18 protein-coding genes, 4 tRNA genes and 3 rRNA genes are annotated in these 20,803 nt (G+C 45.4%); 13 read left to right on the top strand and 12 right to left on the bottom strand.

Annotated features, from left to right (window positions below; genetic code table 11):
- From HQM15_10890 to rrf, 5 genes are all read left to right on the top strand, one after another.
- Positions 1–368 (top strand): 16S ribosomal RNA (locus HQM15_10890); the annotation flags it as partial.
- A 110-nt stretch (positions 369–478) separates the two neighbouring features.
- A tRNA-Ile gene (locus HQM15_10885) sits at positions 479–552 on the top strand.
- A gap of 108 nt (positions 553–660) precedes the next feature.
- Positions 661–733, top strand: a tRNA-Ala gene (locus tag HQM15_10880).
- Positions 734–937: 204 nt separating this feature from the next.
- Positions 938–4,530 (top strand): 23S ribosomal RNA (locus HQM15_10875).
- A gap of 147 nt (positions 4,531–4,677) precedes the next feature.
- Positions 4,678–4,794, top strand: a 5S ribosomal RNA gene (rrf, locus tag HQM15_10870).
- A 359-nt stretch (positions 4,795–5,153) separates the two neighbouring features.
- Here the strand turns inward: rrf and nrfD are convergent.
- The 3 genes from nrfD to HQM15_10855 are packed head-to-tail and all read right to left on the bottom strand — an operon-like array spanning position 5,154 to position 8,049.
- On the bottom strand, positions 5,154–6,392 hold the full coding sequence (gene nrfD / locus HQM15_10865; GenBank protein MBF0493266.1) for a polysulfide reductase NrfD: 1,239 nt from the start codon (positions 6,390–6,392) through the stop codon (positions 5,154–5,156).
- Between the two features lie 45 nt (positions 6,393–6,437).
- Positions 6,438–7,376 (bottom strand): 4Fe-4S dicluster domain-containing protein, encoded by a 939-nt coding sequence (locus HQM15_10860; protein MBF0493265.1) that lies wholly within the window; start codon positions 7,374–7,376, stop codon positions 6,438–6,440.
- A complete protein-coding gene (locus HQM15_10855) occupies positions 7,366–8,049 on the bottom strand; it encodes a hypothetical protein (GenBank protein MBF0493264.1) in 684 nt (227 codons plus the stop codon). The genes HQM15_10860 and HQM15_10855 overlap by 11 nt, the downstream gene beginning before the upstream one ends.
- A 221-nt stretch (positions 8,050–8,270) precedes the next feature.
- On the opposite strand from HQM15_10855, the gene HQM15_10850 reads away from it, so the two are divergent.
- Positions 8,271–9,131: a slipin family protein gene (locus HQM15_10850; protein ID MBF0493263.1), complete on the top strand. Its 861-nt coding sequence runs from the start codon at positions 8,271–8,273 to the stop codon at positions 9,129–9,131.
- 94 nt (positions 9,132–9,225) lie between these two features.
- Here the strand turns inward: HQM15_10850 and HQM15_10845 are convergent, their stop codons facing one another.
- Entirely contained in the window at positions 9,226–9,888 is a 663-nt protein-coding gene (locus tag HQM15_10845) for a TetR/AcrR family transcriptional regulator (protein ID MBF0493262.1), read from the bottom strand.
- 181 nt (positions 9,889–10,069) lie between these two features.
- Between HQM15_10845 and ilvB the strand changes: the two genes are divergently transcribed.
- The 5 genes from ilvB (at position 10,070) to HQM15_10820 (ending at position 15,763) form a co-directional block, all read left to right on the top strand.
- Positions 10,070–11,776: a biosynthetic-type acetolactate synthase large subunit gene (gene ilvB, locus HQM15_10840; GenBank protein MBF0493261.1), complete on the top strand. Its 1,707-nt coding sequence runs from the start codon at positions 10,070–10,072 to the stop codon at positions 11,774–11,776.
- A 470-nt stretch (positions 11,777–12,246) separates the two neighbouring features.
- The gene (gene ilvN / locus HQM15_10835) at positions 12,247–12,744 is read left to right on the top strand and encodes an acetolactate synthase small subunit (protein ID MBF0493260.1); all 498 of its coding nucleotides are present in this window, start codon (positions 12,247–12,249) and stop codon (positions 12,742–12,744) included.
- 2 nt (positions 12,745–12,746) lie between these two features.
- Positions 12,747–13,364, top strand: coding sequence for a phosphatidylserine decarboxylase family protein (locus HQM15_10830; GenBank protein ID MBF0493259.1), 618 nt, complete (start codon positions 12,747–12,749; stop codon positions 13,362–13,364).
- A 5-nt stretch (positions 13,365–13,369) separates the two neighbouring features.
- Positions 13,370–14,230 (top strand): CDP-diacylglycerol--serine O-phosphatidyltransferase, encoded by an 861-nt coding sequence (pssA, locus tag HQM15_10825; GenBank protein MBF0493258.1) that lies wholly within the window; start codon positions 13,370–13,372, stop codon positions 14,228–14,230.
- Between the two features lie 3 nt (positions 14,231–14,233).
- Entirely contained in the window at positions 14,234–15,763 is a 1,530-nt protein-coding gene (locus HQM15_10820; protein ID MBF0493257.1) for a 2-isopropylmalate synthase, read from the top strand.
- A 7-nt stretch (positions 15,764–15,770) separates the two neighbouring features.
- Here the strand turns inward: HQM15_10820 and HQM15_10815 are convergent, their stop codons facing one another.
- From HQM15_10815 to HQM15_10800, 4 genes are all read right to left on the bottom strand, one after another.
- Positions 15,771–16,304, bottom strand: a complete 534-nt coding sequence (locus HQM15_10815; protein MBF0493256.1) for a nicotinate-nicotinamide nucleotide adenylyltransferase — start codon at positions 16,302–16,304, stop codon at positions 15,771–15,773.
- On the bottom strand, positions 16,301–17,629 hold the full coding sequence (locus HQM15_10810; protein ID MBF0493255.1) for a DUF3300 domain-containing protein: 1,329 nt from the start codon (positions 17,627–17,629) through the stop codon (positions 16,301–16,303). Before HQM15_10810 ends, HQM15_10815 begins: the two co-directional genes overlap by 4 nt.
- Positions 17,630–17,747: 118 nt before the next feature.
- A tRNA-Asp gene (locus tag HQM15_10805) sits at positions 17,748–17,821 on the bottom strand.
- A gap of 176 nt (positions 17,822–17,997) precedes the next feature.
- Positions 17,998–18,070, bottom strand: a tRNA-Val gene (locus tag HQM15_10800).
- 121 nt (positions 18,071–18,191) lie between these two features.
- On the opposite strand from HQM15_10800, the gene HQM15_10795 reads away from it, so the two are divergent.
- Together HQM15_10795 and HQM15_10790 are read left to right on the top strand one after the other, a co-directional pair.
- Positions 18,192–18,416: an AbrB/MazE/SpoVT family DNA-binding domain-containing protein gene (locus HQM15_10795; GenBank protein MBF0493254.1), complete on the top strand. Its 225-nt coding sequence runs from the start codon at positions 18,192–18,194 to the stop codon at positions 18,414–18,416.
- Positions 18,413–18,805 carry a type II toxin-antitoxin system death-on-curing family toxin gene (locus HQM15_10790; protein ID MBF0493253.1) on the top strand — a complete coding sequence of 131 codons (393 nt, stop codon included), beginning with the start codon at positions 18,413–18,415 and terminating at the stop codon, positions 18,803–18,805. Before HQM15_10795 ends, HQM15_10790 begins: the two co-directional genes overlap by 4 nt.
- Positions 18,806–18,845: 40 nt before the next feature.
- On the opposite strand, the gene HQM15_10785 is transcribed toward HQM15_10790, so the two are convergent.
- The 4 genes from HQM15_10785 to HQM15_10770 form a co-directional block, all read right to left on the bottom strand.
- Complete coding sequence (locus HQM15_10785; protein MBF0493252.1) at positions 18,846–19,622, bottom strand: thiazole synthase; 777 nt, start codon at positions 19,620–19,622, stop codon at positions 18,846–18,848.
- Between the two features lie 65 nt (positions 19,623–19,687).
- On the bottom strand, positions 19,688–19,891 hold the full coding sequence (gene thiS / locus HQM15_10780) for a sulfur carrier protein ThiS (protein MBF0493251.1): 204 nt from the start codon (positions 19,889–19,891) through the stop codon (positions 19,688–19,690).
- Positions 19,888–20,280, bottom strand: coding sequence for a hypothetical protein (locus HQM15_10775; GenBank protein ID MBF0493250.1), 393 nt, complete (start codon positions 20,278–20,280; stop codon positions 19,888–19,890). The genes thiS and HQM15_10775 overlap by 4 nt, the downstream gene beginning before the upstream one ends.
- On the bottom strand, positions 20,273–20,527 hold the full coding sequence (locus HQM15_10770; GenBank protein MBF0493249.1) for a hypothetical protein: 255 nt from the start codon (positions 20,525–20,527) through the stop codon (positions 20,273–20,275). Before HQM15_10770 ends, HQM15_10775 begins: the two co-directional genes overlap by 8 nt.
- Positions 20,528–20,803: the final 276 nt, after the last annotated feature.

The following is a 20,803-nucleotide window of genomic DNA, read 5'->3' as shown; positions in this document are numbered from 1 at the left end:
GTGCTACAATGGATGGTACAACGGGCTGCAATATCGCGAGATGGAGCAAATCCTTAAAACCATTCTAAGTTCGGATTGGAGTCTGCAACTCGACTCCATGAAGCTGGAATCGCTAGTAATCGCGGATCAGCACGCCGCGGTGAATACGTTCCCGGGCCTTGTACACACCGCCCGTCACACCACGAAAGTGGGTTATACCAGAAGCCGGTACACTAACCCCGCTCTTCAGAATGTTTCAAAATCAAGGCAACGCCGAGATTGGAACATTATGATGAGCGGGGAGGTAGCCGTTCAAGGTATGGCTCATGATTGGGGTGAAGTCGTAACAAGGTAGCCGTATCGGAAGGTGCGGCTGGATCACCTCCTTTCTAAAGAGTATTTCGAAAGTAGACGTTCTATTTAGTTTTAGATCTAAAGAATAAATTGGGTAATTTTAGGTTTTTGGCTTGGTTTTACATGTCCCGCTTTTTCTAGTTGCGGGCGTGTAGCTCAGTTGGTTAGAGCGTACCCCTGATAAGGGTAAGGTCCCTGGTTCGATTCCAGGCACGCCCATAAAATTCGCTTGGCGAATTTTCATTATTCGTGGTCGTAATTCGTTCTTCGGGTTAAACGAAAAACGTGAACGAAAAACGAATTACGAAATCGCAAAGCGATTTTCAGGGGGAAGTAGCTCAGCTGGGAGAGCACCTGGTTTGCAACCAGGGGGTCGCCGGTTCGATCCCGGTCTTCTCCATAAAAAAAGTTTCCCCATCGATACGATGGGGAGTGGTCAGAGGGGAGTTAAGATCTCCCCTCTGACTTTGGCGAGCTTGGCTTTGCTAGGCGAGCGAATAGCTCTTTGAAAACTGCATAATTTAGGTATCTGCAAAAAATACAATTTCCTTAGAATTCTCTTAAGTAAAAGCCTTTCTGTTTGGTTTTCCAAACATATAAGTTTGGTTAAGTTTTTAAGGGTATAGGGTGGATGCCTTGGCGAAAGACGGCGATGAAGGACGTTGTTGACTGCGATAAGCCTCGGGGAGTTGTCAAACAAACTGTGATCCGGGGATTTCCGAATGGGGCAACCCAATTCCGTGAAAACGGGATTATCCCGCAAGGGAAGCAAACGGAGGGAATTGAAACATCTTAGTACCTCCAGGAAAAGAAAGAAATTCGATTCCGAAAGTAGTGGCGAGCGAAATCGGAACAGTCTAAACCTCATTGTTTTCGGACAATGTGGGGTTGCGGGGCCGCAATGTGGGATCTCAGAGGATAATTGAACGGTATGGAAAGGCCGGCCATAGAAGGTGATAGCCCTGTAAATGAAATCCAAAGAGACTCTAGCGGTACCCCAAGTACCACGGGGCACGTGAAACCCTGTGGGAATCCGGGAGGACCATCTTCCAAGACTAAATACGTGCTTTCGACCGATAGTGAACTAGTACCGTGAGGGAAAGGTGAAAAGAACCCAGGAATGGGAGTGAAATAGAATCTGAAACCCTATATCTACAAGCAATGGAAGCGCTATATTCTTCGGAATACGTGCGACCGTGTGCCTTTTGCATAATGAGCCAGCGAGTTACTGTATGCAGCAAGGTTAAGCCGTTCGAGGTGAAGCCGAAGCGAAAGCGAGTCTGAAATGGGCGTTTAGTTGCATATAGTAGACCCGAAACCTAGTGATCTACCCTTGGTCAGGATGAAGTGTCGGTAACACGACATGGAGGTCCGAACTCGTACCTGTTGAAAAAGGTTGGGATGAACTGAGGGTAGGGGTGAAAGGCTAATCAAACTGGGAGATAGCTGGTTCTCCCCGAAATATATTGAGGTATAGCCTCATGAGTTGAGTAACGGAGGTAGAGCACTTGATGGGCTAGGGGAGTGAAAACTTTACCAAACCCAACAAAACTCCGAATTCCGTTATCTCTATCATGGGAGTCAGACAGTGGGGGATAAACTTCATTGTCAAGAGGGGAATAGCCCAGACCGCCAGCTAAGGTCCCCAAATCGATGCTAAGTGGGAAAGGTTGTGGAAGCGCCCAGACAGCCAGGAGGTTGGCTTAGAAGCAGCCATCCTTTAAAGAAAGCGTAACAGCTCACTGGTCGAGTGAATCTGCGCCGAAAATGTATCGGGGCTCAAGCATCGTACCGAAGCTGCGGATGTATTAATTCTTCGGAATTCTATACGTGGTAGGGGAGTATTCCAGTCGCCTGTGAAGGTACACCGTAAGGAGTGCTGGAGGTTCTGGAAGAGCTTCTGCTGGCATAAGTAACTAAAATGCTGACGAGAAATCAGCACGCCGTAAACCTAAGGTTTCCTGGGGAAGGTTAATCCGCCCAGGGTTAGTCGGTTCCTAAGTCGAGGCCCAAAGGCGTAGACGATGGACAACAGGTTAATATTCCTGTACTGCGCTAAACGCGTTTGATGCTAAGGAGTGACGGAGAAGGGTAGGTCAGACACCTATTGGAATAGGTGTTTTAAACTTGTAGGATGTCTAGGCAGGTAAATCCACTTAGATATATCTGAGAAGTGATGACAATAGGGAGTTTACTCCCTAGAGTGACTCATCCCAAGCTTCCGAGAAAAACTTCGTAGTTAGTGTTTAGTGTAGCCGTACCGCAAACGGACACACGTAGGTGGGGAGAGGATCCCAAGGCGCTTGAGAGAACTCTGGCTAAGGAACTCTGCAAAATCACACCGTAACTTCGGGAGAAGGTGTGCCTTGCTAGGTAAGAGGGGTTTACCCCTTCAAGCCCGGTGAGGTCGCAGTGAAATGGGGGCAGCGACTGTTTAACAAAAACACAGGACTCTGCAAAGTCATGAAGACGACGTATAGGGTCTGACGCCTGCCCGGTGCCGGAAGGTTAAGAGGAGATGTCATCCGCAAGGAGAAGCATTGAATTGAAGCCCCGGTAAACGGCGGCCGTAACTATAACGGTCCTAAGGTTAACAAAAATCGCTAGCCTTAGTAAAACTGAACTATATGCGGGAAACTCCTCATACAGCCGATCAATACTCACCTCGTTTTTGAACGAGGTAGTAAAAATTTGACGGACAAGGGGACAATCCGCAGGGAAGGCCCGTAATGCAACGGGAACCCTCAGAGACTTTACGTTCGGGATTTGCCAATGAAACTACATGCGGAATGGATTACAGGTTTTGTGGATGGTGAAGGTTGTTTTCACGTGGGAATTAATCCTCATGATGAAATGACTATCGGCTATCAAGTATTGCCGGAGTTCACCGTCGTGCAACACAAACGTGATGTGCAATTGCTTCATGCGCTCAAGAGTTATTTTGGTTGTGGTGTGGTTCGAAGTAACCATGGAGACCGAATGGCTTATCGAGTGAGAGGTATCCAACATTTGTTGGAGTACATCATTCCATTTTTCATGAAGTACCCGCTTAAATCCAAGAAGAGGTCCGATTTTGAAAAATTTCGTGACATCTTGATGAAGATGGAGGTGGGCGATCATTTGACTGTAAGGGGTATTGAAGAAATACGACGAATTTCAGCTCAAATGAATCGAGGTCAATTAAGATAAAGTCCGGCTTTATTGGAAACAATGAAGATTGTCCGAGCGAAATTCCTTGTCGGGTAAGTTCCGACCTGCACGAATGGCGTAACGACTGCCCCGCTGTCTTGGCCGGCGACTCAGTGAAATTGTATTGGCGGCGCAGATGCCGTCTACCCGCGGAAAGACGGAAAGACCCTGTGCACCTTTACTATAACTTGACAGTGAACTTCGGGCCGGTCTGTGTAGGATAGGTGGGAGACTTTGAAGCCGGTGCGCTAGCATCGGTGGAGTCAACCTTGAAATACCACCCTGATTGTTCTGGAGTTCTAACTCCGACGAGTGAATCCTCGTCGAGGACACTGTCTGGTGGGTAGTTTGACTGGGGCGGTCGCCTCCCAAAATGTAACGGAGGCGCGCGAAGGTTCCCTCAGGCTGATTGGAAACCAGCCGTTGAGTGCAAAAGCATAAGGGAGCTTAACTGCGAGACAAACAAGTCGAGCAGATGCGAAAGCAGGCTTTAGTGATCCGGTGGTTCTGTATGGAAGGGCCATCGCTCATCGGACAAAAGGTACGCCGGGGATAACAGGCTGATGATTTCCAAGAGTTCACATCGACGAAATCGTTTGGCACCTCGATGTCGGCTCATCGCATCCTGGGGCTGGAGTAGGTCCCAAGGGTTTGGCTGTTCGCCAATTAAAGCGGTACGCGAGCTGGGTTCAGAACGTCGTGAGACAGTTCGGTCCCTATCTTCCGTGGGCGCAGGAAATTTGAGGGGATCTAACCTTAGTACGAGAGGACCGGGTTGGACGGACCTCTAGTGTTCCGGTTGTCCCGCCAGGGGCAAAAGCCGGGTAGCTACGTTCGGATCCGATAAGCGCTGAAAGCATATAAGTGCGAAACGGACCCCAAGATAAGATTTCCCAACCCCTCAGGGGTAAGAAGGCCACTTGTAGACTACGAGGTTGATAGGCCAGGTGTGTAAGGCCCGTAAGGGTTTTAGCTGACTGGTACTAATTGGTCGTTCGACTTAACCATTTTTTTATTTAAGAGTTTATAAGGGAGTTGTTTGTAGATACCGATTGTGCAGTTTTCAAAAGACAGTTGTCCGTTATCAGTGAATAGTTTTCAGTACAATTAACTACTGTTAACTAGTAACTGCTAGCTAGTAACTGTTTCAAAGTTTCCGGTGGTTATAGCAAAGGAGTCACACCCGATCCCATCCCGAACTCGGTAGTTAAGACCTTTAGCGCCAATGGCACTGCTAGGGCAACTTAGTGGGAGAGTAGGACGCTGCCGGATTTATTTTAAAACCCTGTTTCGCATTGCGAAACAGGGTTTTTTTATTGTGCGTCCAGTACAGGGCGCAGCCACTTGAGAGTGTAAGTCTCTCGCAGACCCTGTCAGGGGAACTGCTAGCTGACGGCAGGGGTGTCCTCTTGCGAGGAGGAATCTGAAGGAAGCCGCTATGGCAAAAGGCTGGTTCATAGCAGAGGATCTCAATCCGAAGTTAAGGGGCCGGGGGAATTACTTCCAGCTGGGCAAGATAGATAAAGGTGACGATCGAGGATCTAGACGGATGGATCCGGAGGAAACTCCGTTTTCTAAGATAGAGACTTTTTGTATGACTTTTGGGGGAAGCAGAATTTCGCCGCTGGACCTTACTTCTCCCATGATGGTGGTGGCGGGGCTTTTTTGCTATTCCATGGATCCAGCATCAAATCATGTTTTTTAGCACCGATAGTCCCTGTCTCGATAGGGATAACGGCCTTGAGGAGCAGCGTAAATAGGAAAAAACCCGTGGCCCATATGCCTAGACACACCTGAATTTCCACTCGGGAAGGTGAATATTCAATAATGTCTCCTATCGGCGTGGGAATAAATCCGGTGACAATCATCCCCATTCCTTTTTCTATCCATATCCCTACAATGGCCAGTCCAGCGCCGATATTTAAAAGAAGAGTTTTCTTGTTAAACTTACGGCTCGAATAAATGACCGTGGCCACAACATTGAACAGGATGGCCGTCCAGATGAAAGGGGTTAAGGTATAGTGCCCTTCCAAACCAAAGAAAAGATACTCTGCTGAGAGCGTGTGCGCCCCTGTATAGAATTCCTTGAAAACTTCACAAATTAGAAACAATAAGTTCAGGTTTAAGGTGACGGCAACAATGCGATTCAAGATCTTATAAGCTTCTTTAGGGACCTTAAAAGTCGAAAATTTCTCAATCAGTTGCAAGGAGAGAAAAATAAAACTGGGACCCACAGCAAACGCTGAGACCAAAAATCGGGGGGCCACAATGGCCGAGTTCCAAAAAGGTTTGCCTCCTAGACCACAGTATAAGAAGGCAGTCACCGTATGAATGCTGACCGCCCAGAAGACTGAAATGTAAACGAACGGTTTATAGTAAAGAGGCGTTAGAGGTTCATCTTTGTATTTTTTGTAGAGCATGTAACCAGGAATATGCAAATTCAAGAGCAGGTAACCGTTGAGCACAATGACATCCCAAGTCAGCATGGAGATAGGCCAGTTCATGCGACCGATCAAGGGCATGAGATGCCACATGCGGTCGGGTCGACCGATATCCACCGTTACAAAAAGCAGACACATGACAATAGCAGAAAGTGCAAACATTTCACCAATGATTACAACTTCTTTCATGGCCTTGATTTTGTAGATATAGGCCGGAATGACAAGCATTACGGCGGCAGCCGCCAAACCAACAATGTAGGTGAAGTTGGCAATATAGGCCCCCCACGAAACCTGATCGGTGAGACTAGTGGCGATGAGCCCTGTTCGGAGTTGTTCGCTGTATCCTTCTACTCCCAGTAGAATGAATAGGGAAAGAATTCCCAACCAGGCATAGTAAATTTTGGGGCCCTTAATAACCTGGCTGATCATGTCTATCCAGAATTGGAGGTAAGTGTTCATGTTTTATGCTCGCTTCTAGTCAAAAAAATAATAAAAGTGCGGATGCGTGTTCAACTCTTCTTTAAGTACATAAACACGTTTATTCTGAATAACGGCCCTCACCTCACTGTTTGGATCAAGGATATTTCCAAACTTTCTTGATCCTGTTGGGCAGGCCTCCAGACAGGCCGGATACTTTCCGATACGGGTGCGATGCAGACAAAAATGGCATTTTTCCATGACCCCCCTTGGGCGAAGACGGTTGGAGAGATATCCCTGATCGGGATTGATCTCTTCGGAAGGGATTGTGGGGGTGCCAAAATTAAATCTTCTTGCTTCGTAAGGGCAGGCGGCTTCGCAATAACGACAGCCAATGCACCAGTTATAATCAATGACGACAATTCCATCCTTTTCCTTCCACGTGGCTTCCACGGGGCAAACCTTTACACAGGGGGCATCGTGGCATTGATGACAAGCGATGGGCATGTAAAATTTATCTTTTTGAGGAACCGTGTCGTGATCGTAGTATTGAGTTCCCTTATCAACATCCATGGAACCCTTGGTCATTTCTAGTACCTTAATATACTGAATTTGTGGATCTCGGGATTGGTTGTTTTCTTTCACACAGGCGTACACACACTTGCGACAACCAATACATTTGGAGAGATTCAGGCAATAGGCAAACTCAACTCCATCCATGGGAGGAGGGTCGCTGATTTTCACCTCCACACCACGTTTCTCACGGGTTTCTTTTTCAATGCGGGCAAAAATTCGTTCTTTGTCGGCGGGGCTAAGCTCCTTGTAGTGCTTTTGAAAAAACTCATCAAACGAAAGGGCTTCAGCGGCTTTTGGCTTGGCTACAGTGGCTAGCCCGAGAGTCAGAGCAAGCCCTTTGACGAAAGAGCGCCGTGACAAGGGGTTTCGTAGTTTTTTCTCAGCAAGACGTTTTATCCGCTCTAAAAAATTATTTTTCATTTGAGTATAACCTTCTGAAAAACACATAAACTTTTCCAAAAATCAACTGGAGTGGTGACAAATCTTTAGCTCGAGGATCATTCGGGGGAGGCAAGGGCTTCAAAGGCTTGAAGGCAGGCTTGTGCGGATCGTGACATTCCGGACAGGAATAAATTTGTTGTGTAAGATTCCAGCCACCGATTCTTTTTCCATGAATATTTTTCTTCCAATCGTTGAACTCGGGTCCGTGGCAACCTCCGCAAAGAAGATAGGCCTGATTGAAAGCAATTTCTTTACCATCGCGTAGGTGAAGCCTGATATAACGACCTTCTGTATGGCAATTGTGACACCAACCCCCATTTAGTTCTTGACCATGATCCAGTATTTTATCGAGATGTTCCTTCGTGAGCTCCCTCTGCGTTGTATTGAAATCCGCAGGACCTGAGTGGCATTCGGTGCAGGGGAACATCTCCATCTTGGGAATCCGTTTGATGACGCGGAGCTCCAGATCATCCACTTTTGGGCTTGTTTCGGGCAAGGTTTGGCTTGTCTCGGGAACAGCGGATTCCTCAGCTACCACCGGTGTCGATATCAGGGCCATTTGCAGACAGAAGCAAAGTACCAAAAAAGCAGAGAGCACTTTCGGATACATGAGACTCGTTGTAGCAGGATGGAAACGCGCGTTCTTTTTCAATTTTGCCCCCGTTTGAAACCGTAGATAAATTTTCTAAATTCGGAAACTGCCGAACTTTTGAAGCGAGCCACACTAAATGTATATTTCGAAAGATCATATGATGGGGATCATATGATGATGATCGTATGAGGGGTAGACGCGTACATCATTAAAATTCTGGAAGCAAGACTTTGATTCCATAAATTTTAAACCTTAACTCTTAACCAACGAGAGGAAATCTTATGAAGATGCATCCATTTATTTTGATTTTATTTTTGGTCCTGACGGCATTGGGAACAGGTGTGGGGGTACACACGGGAAATCTCGTTTTCGGAGTAGCTGGTTTTGCGGCGGGTCTGGGGTGTCTATTTATTTGTCGTGTGGCCAACCAGTGGCAAAGAGGTGTGGTCCTTCGGTTCGGTAGGTTTAGTGGGCTTAAAGGGCCCGGTTTTTTTATGATCATTCCTTTTGTCGACACGATTCCTTACTGCATTGATTTAAGGACGGTAGCTACTCCCTTTACGGCAGAACAGACACTCACCAAAGACAGTGTTCCGGTGGATGTGGATGCGGTCTTGTTCTGGCGCGTGGTAGACCCCATGAAAGCTGCACTAGAAGTTGAGAATTATCAGAAAGCGGTTTCGTGGGCTTCGCAAACGGCGTTGCGAGATGTTATCGGTGAAACGGTTTTGGCAGACATGTTGATCGGTCGCAAACAGATCGATTCAAAACTCTGCAAAAATATTGATGCAAGCTCTGAGGCTTGGGGGATCAAAATCCTTTCTGTAGAACTTAGGGATGTCAAAATACCACTTGGTTTGCAGGATGCGATGTCCATGCAGGCTCAGGCTGAGCGGGAGAGACAGGCCCGGCTAATCTTGGGAGAATCTGAAGTTCAAGTTTCAGAAAAATTCTCAAAGGCTTCCGAACTTTACACCAACAATCCGACAGCCCTTCACCTGAGGGCAATGAATATCCTCTTGGAAGGAATGAGGGCCAATTCCTCCATCATTATTGTCCCTTCTTCAGCGGTTGAAACAATGGGTCTCGGCGCTATGACTGGCATTGCGTCGCTAGCCAAACAGCCTGCCAAGACTGTTTAAAAGAGGTTTTTTATAATTTGGTTTTTCTGCTGCCTCCCCCTCAATGGGGGAGGTTTTTTTGTGCCCACGATCCTCCAACTATTTTCCTCCTGTCTTATCTCATTAGCTCTTTGTGGGGGATCGCTACTTGTGGCTGATAGGCCCTTAGGTACATTTCTATGGTCTGCTTCAAATGATTTTGTAATTCCTTTTTGGAAGGACTTGGTTTTAAACCGAGTAGGGCACGCATGTGAAGTTCCCCTTTGAACATTGAAAAAAAGTGATCGCAGGCGGTCCATGTACAGTTAAAAAACAAACATTTTTTATTTTTTTGATATAGCAGAAATTCTACAAAGGATTTTTTAAGCCTCTGGGGCCCTGTCTCAAAAAAGAGTGCAGCCATTTTTGGATGACGACTGGCTTCGGACATTACGACACGGTGGATATTTAAAGATTCGGGGTTAAAGATAAGATTTAAGAAGTTTTGTCCAATAAGGGTCAAAGATTTTTTCAAGGGCAAATCATATAATTTTTTAAAATCATCCAGACCGGAATATTCATTTAGTTTTCTAGCGATCACTTCCTGAAAAAGTTTTTCCTTGCATTCGTAGTGCCCATAAACCGTCAGTTTGGAGACCCCCGCATTAGCTGCGATTTCATCCATGCTGGCCTTGTGAAAACCATGTTTCAGAAAAAAAGACTTAGCAGCCTTAAAAATTGCTTCTCTTTTCTCGAGGTCCTTGGGTCTTCCCAGGCTTGTTTTATTCGAAGGGGGCATGGTTTTTGTGCCTACTGAAAATAGTATGAAATATCTACAACTTTAATTGTTTGGTAACAGTAGCCAAAGCCTCTCTTGACACCTTTGAAGGCCCATAATACGAGAAAGACTGGAGATTTTTTCTATCTCACCCCGACCCTCTCCTTACAGAGGAGAAGGGATGATTAGGTTTAGGTGTCGCATGAAACTTACTGGTGCACAAATTGTGATTCAGGCCTTCAAAGATCTGGGAGTCGAAGTGGTTTTTGGCTATCCCGGCGGAGCCATTCTTTATGTCTATGATGAAATTTATAAGAATCCGGATTTAAAACATATCCTGGTCCGACATGAACAAGGCGCTATACACATGGCAGATGGGTATGCGCGGGTGACAGGCAAGCCGGGAGTTTGCATTGTGACCTCGGGCCCTGGGGCAACGAATGCGGTTACGGGTTTGGCGACGGCTTATATGGATTCCATTCCCTTGGTGGTGGTGACTGGGCAGGTGGCGTTGCCCATGATTGGCAACGATGCCTTCCAGGAGGCCGATGTGGTGGGGATTACCCGTTCCTGTACCAAGCACAATTATTTAGTGAAAGACATCAATCAGCTGCAAAAAGTTCTCAAAGAGGCCTTTGTGGTGGCGACTACTGGGCGTCCGGGGCCTGTCGTGGTGGATATCCCCAAAGATATTCAACAGCACAGTGCAGAATATTTACCGATGGAGAGCGTGCAAGTACGCTCTCCAAAAAGGGTGACTCGTCCGGATCACAAACAAATTCAAAAGGCCCTTGATTTATTGCTGACGGCAAAGTCGCCGCTGCTCTATGTGGGCGGAGGGGCGGTAATTGCGGATGCGGATCCTGAAATTAAAGAACTGGCAAATCTTTTACACTTGCCTGTTTCTATGACTTTGATGGGCCTGGGAGCTTTTCCAGGGACCGATGCCCTTTCATTGGGAATGCTGGGCATGCATGGAACCTATTTTGCGAATATGGCTATTCACCACTGTGATGTGCTGTTTGCCATTGGTTCCCGTTTTGACGATCGTGTGACGGGAAAACTTTCTGAATTCTCCGTGAACTCAAAAAAAATTCACATCGATGTCGATCCGGCCAATATCGGAAAAAATGTAAAAATCGAGGCGCCGATTCTTGGAGATGTGAAAACGGTATTGCAGGAGATGTTGAAACTGCTTCGCAATCTTCCCTCTGAAAAAATCGAGAAATTTAAAAAGCAGATTGAAACCTGGTGGAAACGAATTCAGGCCTGGAAGGCCAAGGCGCCCATCACTTATACTCAATCGATGAGCGAAAAAACCAAACCCCAATATGTGTTGGATCAACTTTACACGCTCACCCAGGGGGATGCCATTGTGACCACCGATGTGGGTCAGCATCAGATGTGGACCGCGCAATTCTATCAATTGGCAAAGCCAAAACGCTGGTGTACTTCGGGGGGATTGGGAACCATGGGCTATGGTTTCCCCGCGGCAATCGGGGCCCAGCTGGCCCATCCAGAGGCCACCGTAATCTGCGTGTCTGGTGATGGAAGCATTCAGATGAATATCCAGGAATTAGGAACCGCGGTGGAGTGGAAATTGCCGGTGATTGTTGCCATCCTCAACAATGGTTATTTGGGCATGGTACGGCAGTGGCAGGAATTGTTTTATGACAATCGTCTCTCTCAAGTCACCTTTGGCTGCATGCCCGATTTTGTAAAACTGGCGGAAAGCTATGGGGCACAAGGGTTTTGCGTGACTGAGGCGTCTCAAGTGATTCCCGTCATCCAAAAAGCCCTGGCCACTCGCGATAGACCGACGATTATCGATTTCAAAGTGGCGCTTGAAGAAAACGTTTACCCAATGGTGCCCGCGGGCAAAGGGGTAGGGGATATTGTATTGGCTTAAATATGGTGATGCAGTCCAGTAGAGTATTAAATGCTCATGAAGAATTCCCCTCGCCCCATCGGGGGAGAGGGTAGGGTGAGGGGGTAATTGGATTTAATTTGGGTTTTTAGACTACTTTCTATTTTTGTAAGGGAACTAATAAAGCGAGAATAAAAAAAAGAATACAAATTGCATCCAATATCACCCTCACCCTGTCCCTCTCCCCTCGAGGGAGAGGGGAATTTTAAGACGGCAAATGATTACCCAGCTTGCATTTTTATGAGAGCTCATTATGATTTATCAAAAATGAAATCTAAAAAAAACCTTATGCAAAAGTCTTGAAAAAGAAAGTAAAAGACAAAATTCTCTCGAGTGCAGATAAAGAGAATATGTCCGATCATTATGATTTTTCGAAAATGAAATTTTTGGGTCGTGGTTTATATTATCAAGGTGATAAAAAATAAAATGAATGTTTGGTAAAAATAAATTCTATGCATCCACACACACTCTCAGTCCTAGTAGAAAATGAATTCGGTGTTCTGGCCCGCGTAGCCGGCATGTTTGCCGCCCGCGGTTATAATATCGATTCTCTTTCTGTTGCTCCCACCCATGATCCCAAATATTCTCACATGACGATTGTCACCAGTGGGTCTGAAGAGATCATTGAGCAAATAAAAAAACAGCTTTATCGCCTGATGGATACCATCCAGGTAAAAGATCTGACGGGTTCCAAGTTTCTCCAGCGAGAAACCCTTTTGGTGAAAGTGAATGCCTATACGGTAGGGGAAGAAACGATTAACGAAAAAGATTTGGGAGTGGTGATTCAGGATTTTCAGGCGAAATGTCTGGATGAGTCTCCTCGCTCTAAAACCTTCGAGTTGACGGCAAGCCCCGAACAGCTGGCTCAATTTTTAGAAAAATTAAATCCCTTTGGCGTCATTGAAGTGGTTCGTACCGGGATTATTGCGATGCAAAAGGGAGATGTGTAATCATGGCTAAAGAAGCTTATCCTTTTATCTTGGGGGCCCTGGCCCTTTGTCTGCTGGCTTTTTTAATCCATCCTTTTCTCACGATTCCCTTTGTTTTATTTTTATTTTTTGTTCTTTATTTTTTTCGGGATCCTTCCCGTGTGATTCCTCAGGAGGCAGGAATTCTCGTTTCTCCTGCAGATGGCGTGGTGGTTCAAGTGGAAGAATTGCCGAGCAATCCTTATTTGCCGGTTCCAGTGAAGAAAATCGCCATTTTCATGTCGCCTTTTAATGTGCACGTCAATCGTTCTCCTGCAGAAGGAACTGTCGAAGAAGTGCGTTACAAGTCCGGTAAATTTCTGATGGCCATGAAAGAAGAAGCCTCCATCGACAATGAGCAAAACGCGGTGATTCTAAGGTTGAAGGAGGGAAGCGCTATCGCGTTTGTGCAGATTGCAGGTTTTCTGGCACGTCGAATTGTCTGTTATTTGAAAAAAGGGGATAGCATTGGTCGGGGTGAAAAAATGGGGCTGATTCGCTTTGGCTCACGTGTGGATGTTTATTTGCCCTTGAATTTTGAGTTGAAAGTGAGCAAAGGAGATGTGGTGGTTGCGGGAGAAACCGTGTTAGCTAGGATGTGATCATTATGGAAACTCAATTACCCCAAGAAGAATTAAAACCCAGGCGTTCTGGTATTAAACGGGGCGTGTATATACTGCCTTCCCTGTTTACCACTGCCTCCTTATTTTGCGGTTTTTTTTCTATTGTTAAATCGATTAACGGCGATTTTGTCATGGCGGCATGGATGATTTTATTAGCGGGTGTGTTTGATGGTTTGGATGGTCGTGTGGCTCGTCTTACAAAAACTCAGACGGATTTCGGAATTGAATACGACTCTCTGGTTGATCTGGCCAGCTTTGGTTTGGCGCCTGCAATCATGGCTTTCATTTGGGGTTTAAAAGATTTTAATCGTTTTGGATGGGGTGTCGCTTTTATTTTTTTTGCTTGCGGGGCCTTGCGTTTGGCACGTTTTAATGTCCAGTCTTCCAGCGTAGAAAAACGTTATTTCCAAGGTTTGCCCATTCCAGCGGCCGCTTACATTGTTTCGAGTTTAATTATTTTTCAAGAACGCTTTGCCTTTTCTCATCTCCTTTTCAAATACATTCTTTTGCCCTTGATGTTCTGTGTTGCTTTGCTCATGGTTTCAAATGTACGCTACCGCAGCTTTAAGCATATCGATTTTTCAAAGCCCCATTCCTTTATCTTTTTGGTGCTGGCCGCACTGGTATTGGGTGTTATCGCCAGCATGCCCCAGGAAACCTTGTTTTGCGCCTCTTTCCTCTTCATGATTTCAGGCCCTATTGAAGAACTGGTTCATATAGTGCGTCGTAAGAATTTCCTGGAACGCAGGCTAGCCCTGCGCGGGCTAAAACACTCCAACTCGGCTAATGCCAAGGTGGTTTCAATTTCCTCTCGCGAAGAAAAAGAAGCCAATCATCAGATATAATTTATGTCTAAAGAAATTGTAAAAATTTTTGATACGACTTTACGCGATGGGGAGCAATCTCCGGGTTGCAGCATGGACATCGGTGAAAAGCTGCGCATGGCCAAACAGCTGGCAAAATTAGGAGTGAATATTATTGAAGCTGGTTTTCCCATTGCGTCAGAAGGCGATTTTCAGGCGGTGAAAAAAATCGCCCAAGAAGTAAAAGGGGCCACGATTGCCGGCTTAGCCCGGGCGAGTACGAAGGATATTGATAAGGCTTGGGAGGCTTTAAAACACGCGGAATCCGGGCGCATCCATACTTTTATTGCTACGTCGGATATCCACTTAAAATATAAGTTAAAGAAGAGCCGCGAGCAGGTGCTGGAAGATACTTATAATGCCGTAAAGCATGCCGCCCAGTATACAGCGGATGTTGAATTTTCGGCCGAAGACGCGACACGTAGTGATCCAGAATATTTGGCTGAAGTATTTTCTGCGGCCGTAGAAGCGGGAGCCACCACTTTAAATGTTCCGGATACCGTGGGATATACAGTCCCCGAAGAATTTTTAAAACTCATTTATTACTTAAAAACGAATGTAAAAGAGGCCCATAAAATCACCTTTAGTGTGCATTGCCACAACGACTTGGGTCTGGCAGTGGCAAACAGCATGGCTGCGGTATTAGCGGGTGCCAGACAAGTAGAGTGCACCGTGAATGGAATTGGTGAACGAGCTGGAAATGCTTCGATGGAAGAAGTGGCTATGATCTTGAAGGTGCGTCAGAGCTTATTCAATTGCGACACACAAATTGATAGCCCCCAGATTTATCATACCAGTAAACTGTTGACGCTGATTACAGGCGTTTCTGTTCAACCCAACAAGGCCATTGTAGGCGCAAATGCCTTTGCCCACGAGGCGGGGATTCATCAAGATGGGATCTTAAAAAATCAAATGACCTATGAAATTATGACCCCCGAATCGGTGGGCTGGAGGGCGCATAAGTTGGTATTGGGAAAGCATTCCGGTCGCCATGCCTTCCGTTCTCGACTGATGGAATTGGGTTATGAAATGTCTGAGGAAGAATCTGAAAAGGCCTTTGTCTCATTCAAGAAACTGGCGGATCTGAAAAAAGAAGTCTTTGATGACGACCTGGAAGCCTTGGTGAGTGATGAATTGGCGAAAGGGCCCGATGTCTACGAACTGCTGCAAATGAAGGTACACAGCGGCACTAAAAGCAAACCCAAAGCCAAGGTATCTTTAAAAGTGAAAGGTAAAAAGAAGAGTGGTGAAGCGACGGGCGCAGGGCCGGTGGATGCCACCTTTAAGGCCATCCGAAAATTGGCTGGATTTAAGGGCGAGCTGTTGAGATACAATGTGGCGGCCATCACAGGGGGCACCGATGCCCAAGGGGAGGTGTCTGTTACTTTAAAAGAACAAATCAAAGAAGTGCGGGGAGTAGGGACCCATGCTGACATTTTACAGGCATCCGCAAAGGCTTATGTGAATGCCTTGAATCGATTGCTCAACTTCAAGGAGAAAAGGCGGAGTTTGTAATTTTTTTTCAGGAATAAATCCCTCTTTCCAAAATATATTTCGCAACCGGTGCATAAAGCAGGTCAGAGCTGAAAACACCTCGAACAATTTTTTCTCTGATTTCTGTAGAAGAAACCTCGGGTAGCTCCGAGGCTTCATGTCCTGCCCGCGAGATAGGATAGAGGCTTACTGCCTTTTCAATCTCGTCAAAATTTTTCCATCTATTTTTTTCTTGAAGCAAGTCGGATCCCATCACCCAGTAAAATTCTTCATTGGGGAAATTCTGTTTAAGATATCGAACCAAATGGACGGTGTAACCCTCGGTATTTTTGATTTTCTTTTCTAAATCCGAAACTTTTATTTTTTTGGATAAATCCAAAAAGTTTAAAACACACATCTCCAATCGATCTTCAAAAGAAGCCAATTCTTTTCCGAAAGGATGCCCCAAAACGGGGAGTATCCAGATTTCATCAAAAATATTCTGATTCAATAATTTTTGAACCAGGGCACGATGTCCCAAATGTGGGGGATTGAATGAACCGCCGAATAATGCAATCTTCATTTGAGGTTGGCTTTTACGGATGGTTCTGTAGGTGTTTTGACTTCTTTCTTTTCTTCTTCCTTTTTTACAGGGGGCTTTGCCGCAGGAGCAGGAGCGCTCTTAACTTCCGGGGCCTTCTTTTCTACTTTGACAGGTGCAGGAGGAGATGGCGGACTGCTTTTTTGAGGAGCTGGGGGGGTACTCGTTTTCTGAGGTGCTGGGGCATTTTCCAGTTTTCTCGGATTTACCGGTTGATCTATTCTTTTGGGCTCAATCACGATGGGCTTTGGCGCGGGTTTTGGGGTATTTTCAGGGGACCTGTTGCTATTATTCCAGGAACCTCTTTCAGGGGTGTGTGTAGCTGGAGGCTGTCCTTTTACGGGATTCAGCCCATTGCTCCTGGGCGTGACCACATTGCCATTTGGGACAGTCGTCCGGGAGGGGTTGTTGGAAGGCATAAAGTAAAGTTTTCTGTTAACGGGATTTCCGCGCTTGTCATCATGAAACCAGGCATTGTTATTGTTGTGGGGATGGTGGTCGTCGTGATTGCTGTTACTGTAGTAATTGTTGTTATAGTCCTCTTCACCATAGTTTTGACGATAGCGATGATGATTGTGGGTACTATACCAACCCCTAACCCACCAATCGGGTTCACAGTAATAAATTTGATGGCTCGGCCAATAAACTTCTGTATTAAACCAGGATCCAATGGCTAGTCCTACTCCAAAACTAATGAGCGAGACATAGGGATCTTCTGAAGGGCTTACATAAACGACTTCCGGATCATAACTGGGAACATAGACCACTTCGGGATTGTAGGGGACAATCTCAATATATTCGTCGTATTCATTAATGATCTGTTTTTTGTTTGATTTTAAATTTCCAATTCTTTTTGCCTGCTGACGCATAATCTGAATGGCCTTCATGACTTCTTCCTGTTGCATTAATACGGCCTGCCCTAATTGCTCGGTCCAATCCAATTTTTCATCCATCATCTTCAAGACAGAGGGGTAGTGAGCTACTGCCTGTACACTAGGATCCCAATCCTGCGAGTCGATTTTATAGATGTCTTTTTTACCTTGAATCAAACGCGCTGCCTGCACAATTTCGAGGGGGTAGGTGGAAGCAGGAAGAATTTGGGCCAAAAGCGGATCGGGATAAATAGCAATGGGGGCGACGAGTTCCTCCAATTTATCTTTGGAAAAATATTGGGGTTGCGAATAATTTGAGTTTCTGGATTGTAGCACCCCCGCTTGTGCCAGGACTACTCCGGGGGAGAGAATCAACAGGGTGAATAAACAAATATTTAAAGCACAGCTTGCTTGTTTTCTTATAATTGATTTCATGATTATTATCCCTCTCCAAAATTAACTCACAAGAGGCCCAACGATATTTATGAGAAGAAAGTTTAACTCAAATAAAATAAAAAAGCCCTATAATTTTACAATATAGGGCTTTGAATTACGGAGCCGACGGGACTCGAACCCGCGACCTTCCGCGTGACAGGCGGACGTTCTAACCAACTGAACTACGGCTCCATTCGCTCGAACCAGCAAAGCTGGATTCTCGCTTTACTCAAGGGTGAGATACGACTCTCCCCCTTGAGTATCCCCCATCTAAACGGAATGGGGGAAACCTTCTTTTCACATCCATTGAATGTGCGCAAATCTTTTTTACCCGCTGGCAACTAATAACTGGTAACTGACAACTAAACTGGGCGCTACAGGACTTGAACCTGTGACATCTGCCTTGTAAGGGCAGCGCTCTACCAGCTGAGCTAAGCGCCCTGGTAAAATGGGTTTTTGCCAGTAGCAATTCTTTTTTTGTGGGTCAAGTAAGTAAATTTATTACGGACTTTCTCACTTCAATCTTGACCCTATTATAACACTGTTATAACCTGTGAGCATCATGAAACAAAAAAGAATCCGAAAAATCGGCAATAGCTTTGGGGTTATTCTTCCGCAAGATCTGCTTCAGGAAGTGGGGGTGAATGCGAAAACCAACCTCGATATTCGTAGCGAAGGGAGTCGCATTATTATTGAGCCCATTAATCTTACGGATCATAAAATTATGAAAACTTTTATGGGTGTCCTTAAAGATTTTGATCAAACCTTTGATAAGCTCGCAAAATGATTCTTTATCTGGAACTCAAACACATTATGGCCATGCACCGTGTGCTGCTGGAAAAATATGGTGGTCTGGAAGGCGTGCGGGATCAGGGTTTACTGGAATCTGCCTTGGCTCAACCTTCGCAGAATGTTTTTGGTGAAGATCTTTTTCCAGACCTCTATTCTAAAGCGGCAGCTTATGCCTTCTACCTTTCTGAGAATCAACCCTTTGTGGATGGTAATAAACGGATCGCTACTGCAGCCGCGCTCACTTTTTTACGACTAAACGGATATGAAATCAAAGCCTCTGAAAAACAGGTTTATGAAGTGATTATGCAATTAGCGAATCGACAAATGATGCGAGACCAACTGTCCACTTGGTTCAAAAAACACAGCAAAAAAAAGAGTAAATAATCGACACCTCATTGCAGAAATTTCTTTAGGCAATGAGGCACTAACTCCCTATCACTCCCTCCATCGGACTCGACGCACTCGCATATAATTTCTTGGGAATCCTTCCCGCCTCGTAAGACAGCCGCCCCGCAGTGGTAGCCAGCTTCATGGCCTCTGCCATTTTTACCGGGTCTTGCGCGCAGGCGATGGCGGTGTTCATCAATAAAGCGGTACACCCTAATTCCATGGCAATAGCCGCATCGCTGGCTTGACCCACACCGGCATCCACGATGACTGGAATGCTCGCGTGTTCCAGAATAATTTTTAAATTGTAGGGATTACGAATGCCCAGGCCCGAGCCAATGGGTGCTGCCAAAGGCATGACGGCTGCGCATCCCAGGTCTTCCAGCTTTCTGCAAACGATGGGGTCATCCATGCAGTAGGGGAGAACGACAAAGCCTTCTTTTACCAAAACCTTTGCGGCTTCCAGGGTGGCTTCGTTATCGGGAAACAGCGTTTTTTCATCGCCGATCACTTCCAGCTTAATCCAATGAGTTCCCAAGGCTTCACGAGCTAGATGCGCGGTGTCGATGGCATCTTTTGCCGTAAAACAAGCCGCCGTGTTGGGAAGGAGAGAAATTTTCTTCGTATCGATATAGCTGAGAATCGATTCTACTCCTTTTGCCTTGAGATCGATTCGGCGAATCGCCAAGGTCACCATCTGCGTGCCCGACACCTCGTGGGCCTTTTTCATGATTTCAAAATTGGGATATTTCCCCGTGCCTAAAATCAGGCGCGATTCAAAGGTTTTGTCGCCAAGGCTATAGCTGTGATTCATTTTATACTCCAAAAATCCAAGGTTACCATGTTTTCCTAAGGGAAGCCGAGAGGTTTTCATGTATCCTATCCTCCCCCCACCGCTTGCACAATCTCCACTTCATCTCCCTCTTTTAAAAAAGTACTTTCATATTCCGATCGGGGAATCACCTGTCGATTGAGGGCCACGGCGAAACGGAGGTTGGGGAGTTGGAGTTTGTAAAAAAGATGATGGAGCGAGAGTGGTGTTTCAAATGTCAGTTTTTGTCCATTAACAGAGAGAGTAATCATGAGCCTGTTTTATTATCTTTAGAAAGACAATAGCTATAGCCTGATAGCCCGCCTGCAAGAAATGAAATGGCTCCTGTTATGACTTTGTCAGCAAATATTTCTTTTCCTAAATATAATGCGGTAATAGCGCATACGCCTAAAGATAAAACAATAAATCCAGAAAAAAGATATGCTTTGTTCTGTTGTTTTAAGAAATACAGTCTTTGATCTTTGTTATCTCTTTCTTGGGCCTCTAAGGTAGCTTTGGCATACTCAAAATTATTTTTGTCGTTTGCAATTTTGAAATCTTGTTCTTTATGCTGGATGGAAAGTTGCTCTTTCTGGTTTTCAATAAGTTTGCTAATTGTTTCTGGATTGAGGGTGTCTGGGGTTTCAGTTAAATCAGGCATGTCTCAGCCCTCTATAGATAGGGAATTTGTATTTGATTAGCATTTTTCCAAACCCATTTTTACCTAATGTTGGAGGGATGATTCTAACACTTTCGATATCGAGTTTGTCTTTTTCTGTCAGCTTGAGGTAGTCCTGAGGATTAATTGCTTCTTCATTTGTTGGGCCTAAATAAATATTTTTAATATTTTCTGAATGCATACGTTTAATATTCATGATTTGAATTTCTTTCGCAATAGATAATTTCATCAAAAAAATAATCTCCACAATTTTTTTTGCCTAGCCCTGTGAAAATTTGACACAACTTGTCAAAGCCCGCTTTTACAGTCTAAATCAATATTTCAGAGTGATGCTTGGATATAAAAAAGTTTAACGCACCACAGCAATAATGCAATGATTTCAAAAGATGCATTTAATTACTGGGGGTAGTTTTTTTTGATAAGGCGAGAAGTTTCTTGATTTCTATTTTTTTCCCTTTGCCTTCTTCTTTTCTAAAGTCAATCACTTCTTGTTTGGGGTGTTGTT

It is taken from the genome of Deltaproteobacteria bacterium, from assembly GCA_015233135.1.
GTDB lineage: Bacteria > UBA10199 > UBA10199 > JADFYH01 > JADFYH01 > JADFYH01.
Note: the sequence above shows the minus strand (reverse complement) of the source record. Positions and strands in the feature narration are given on the sequence as shown.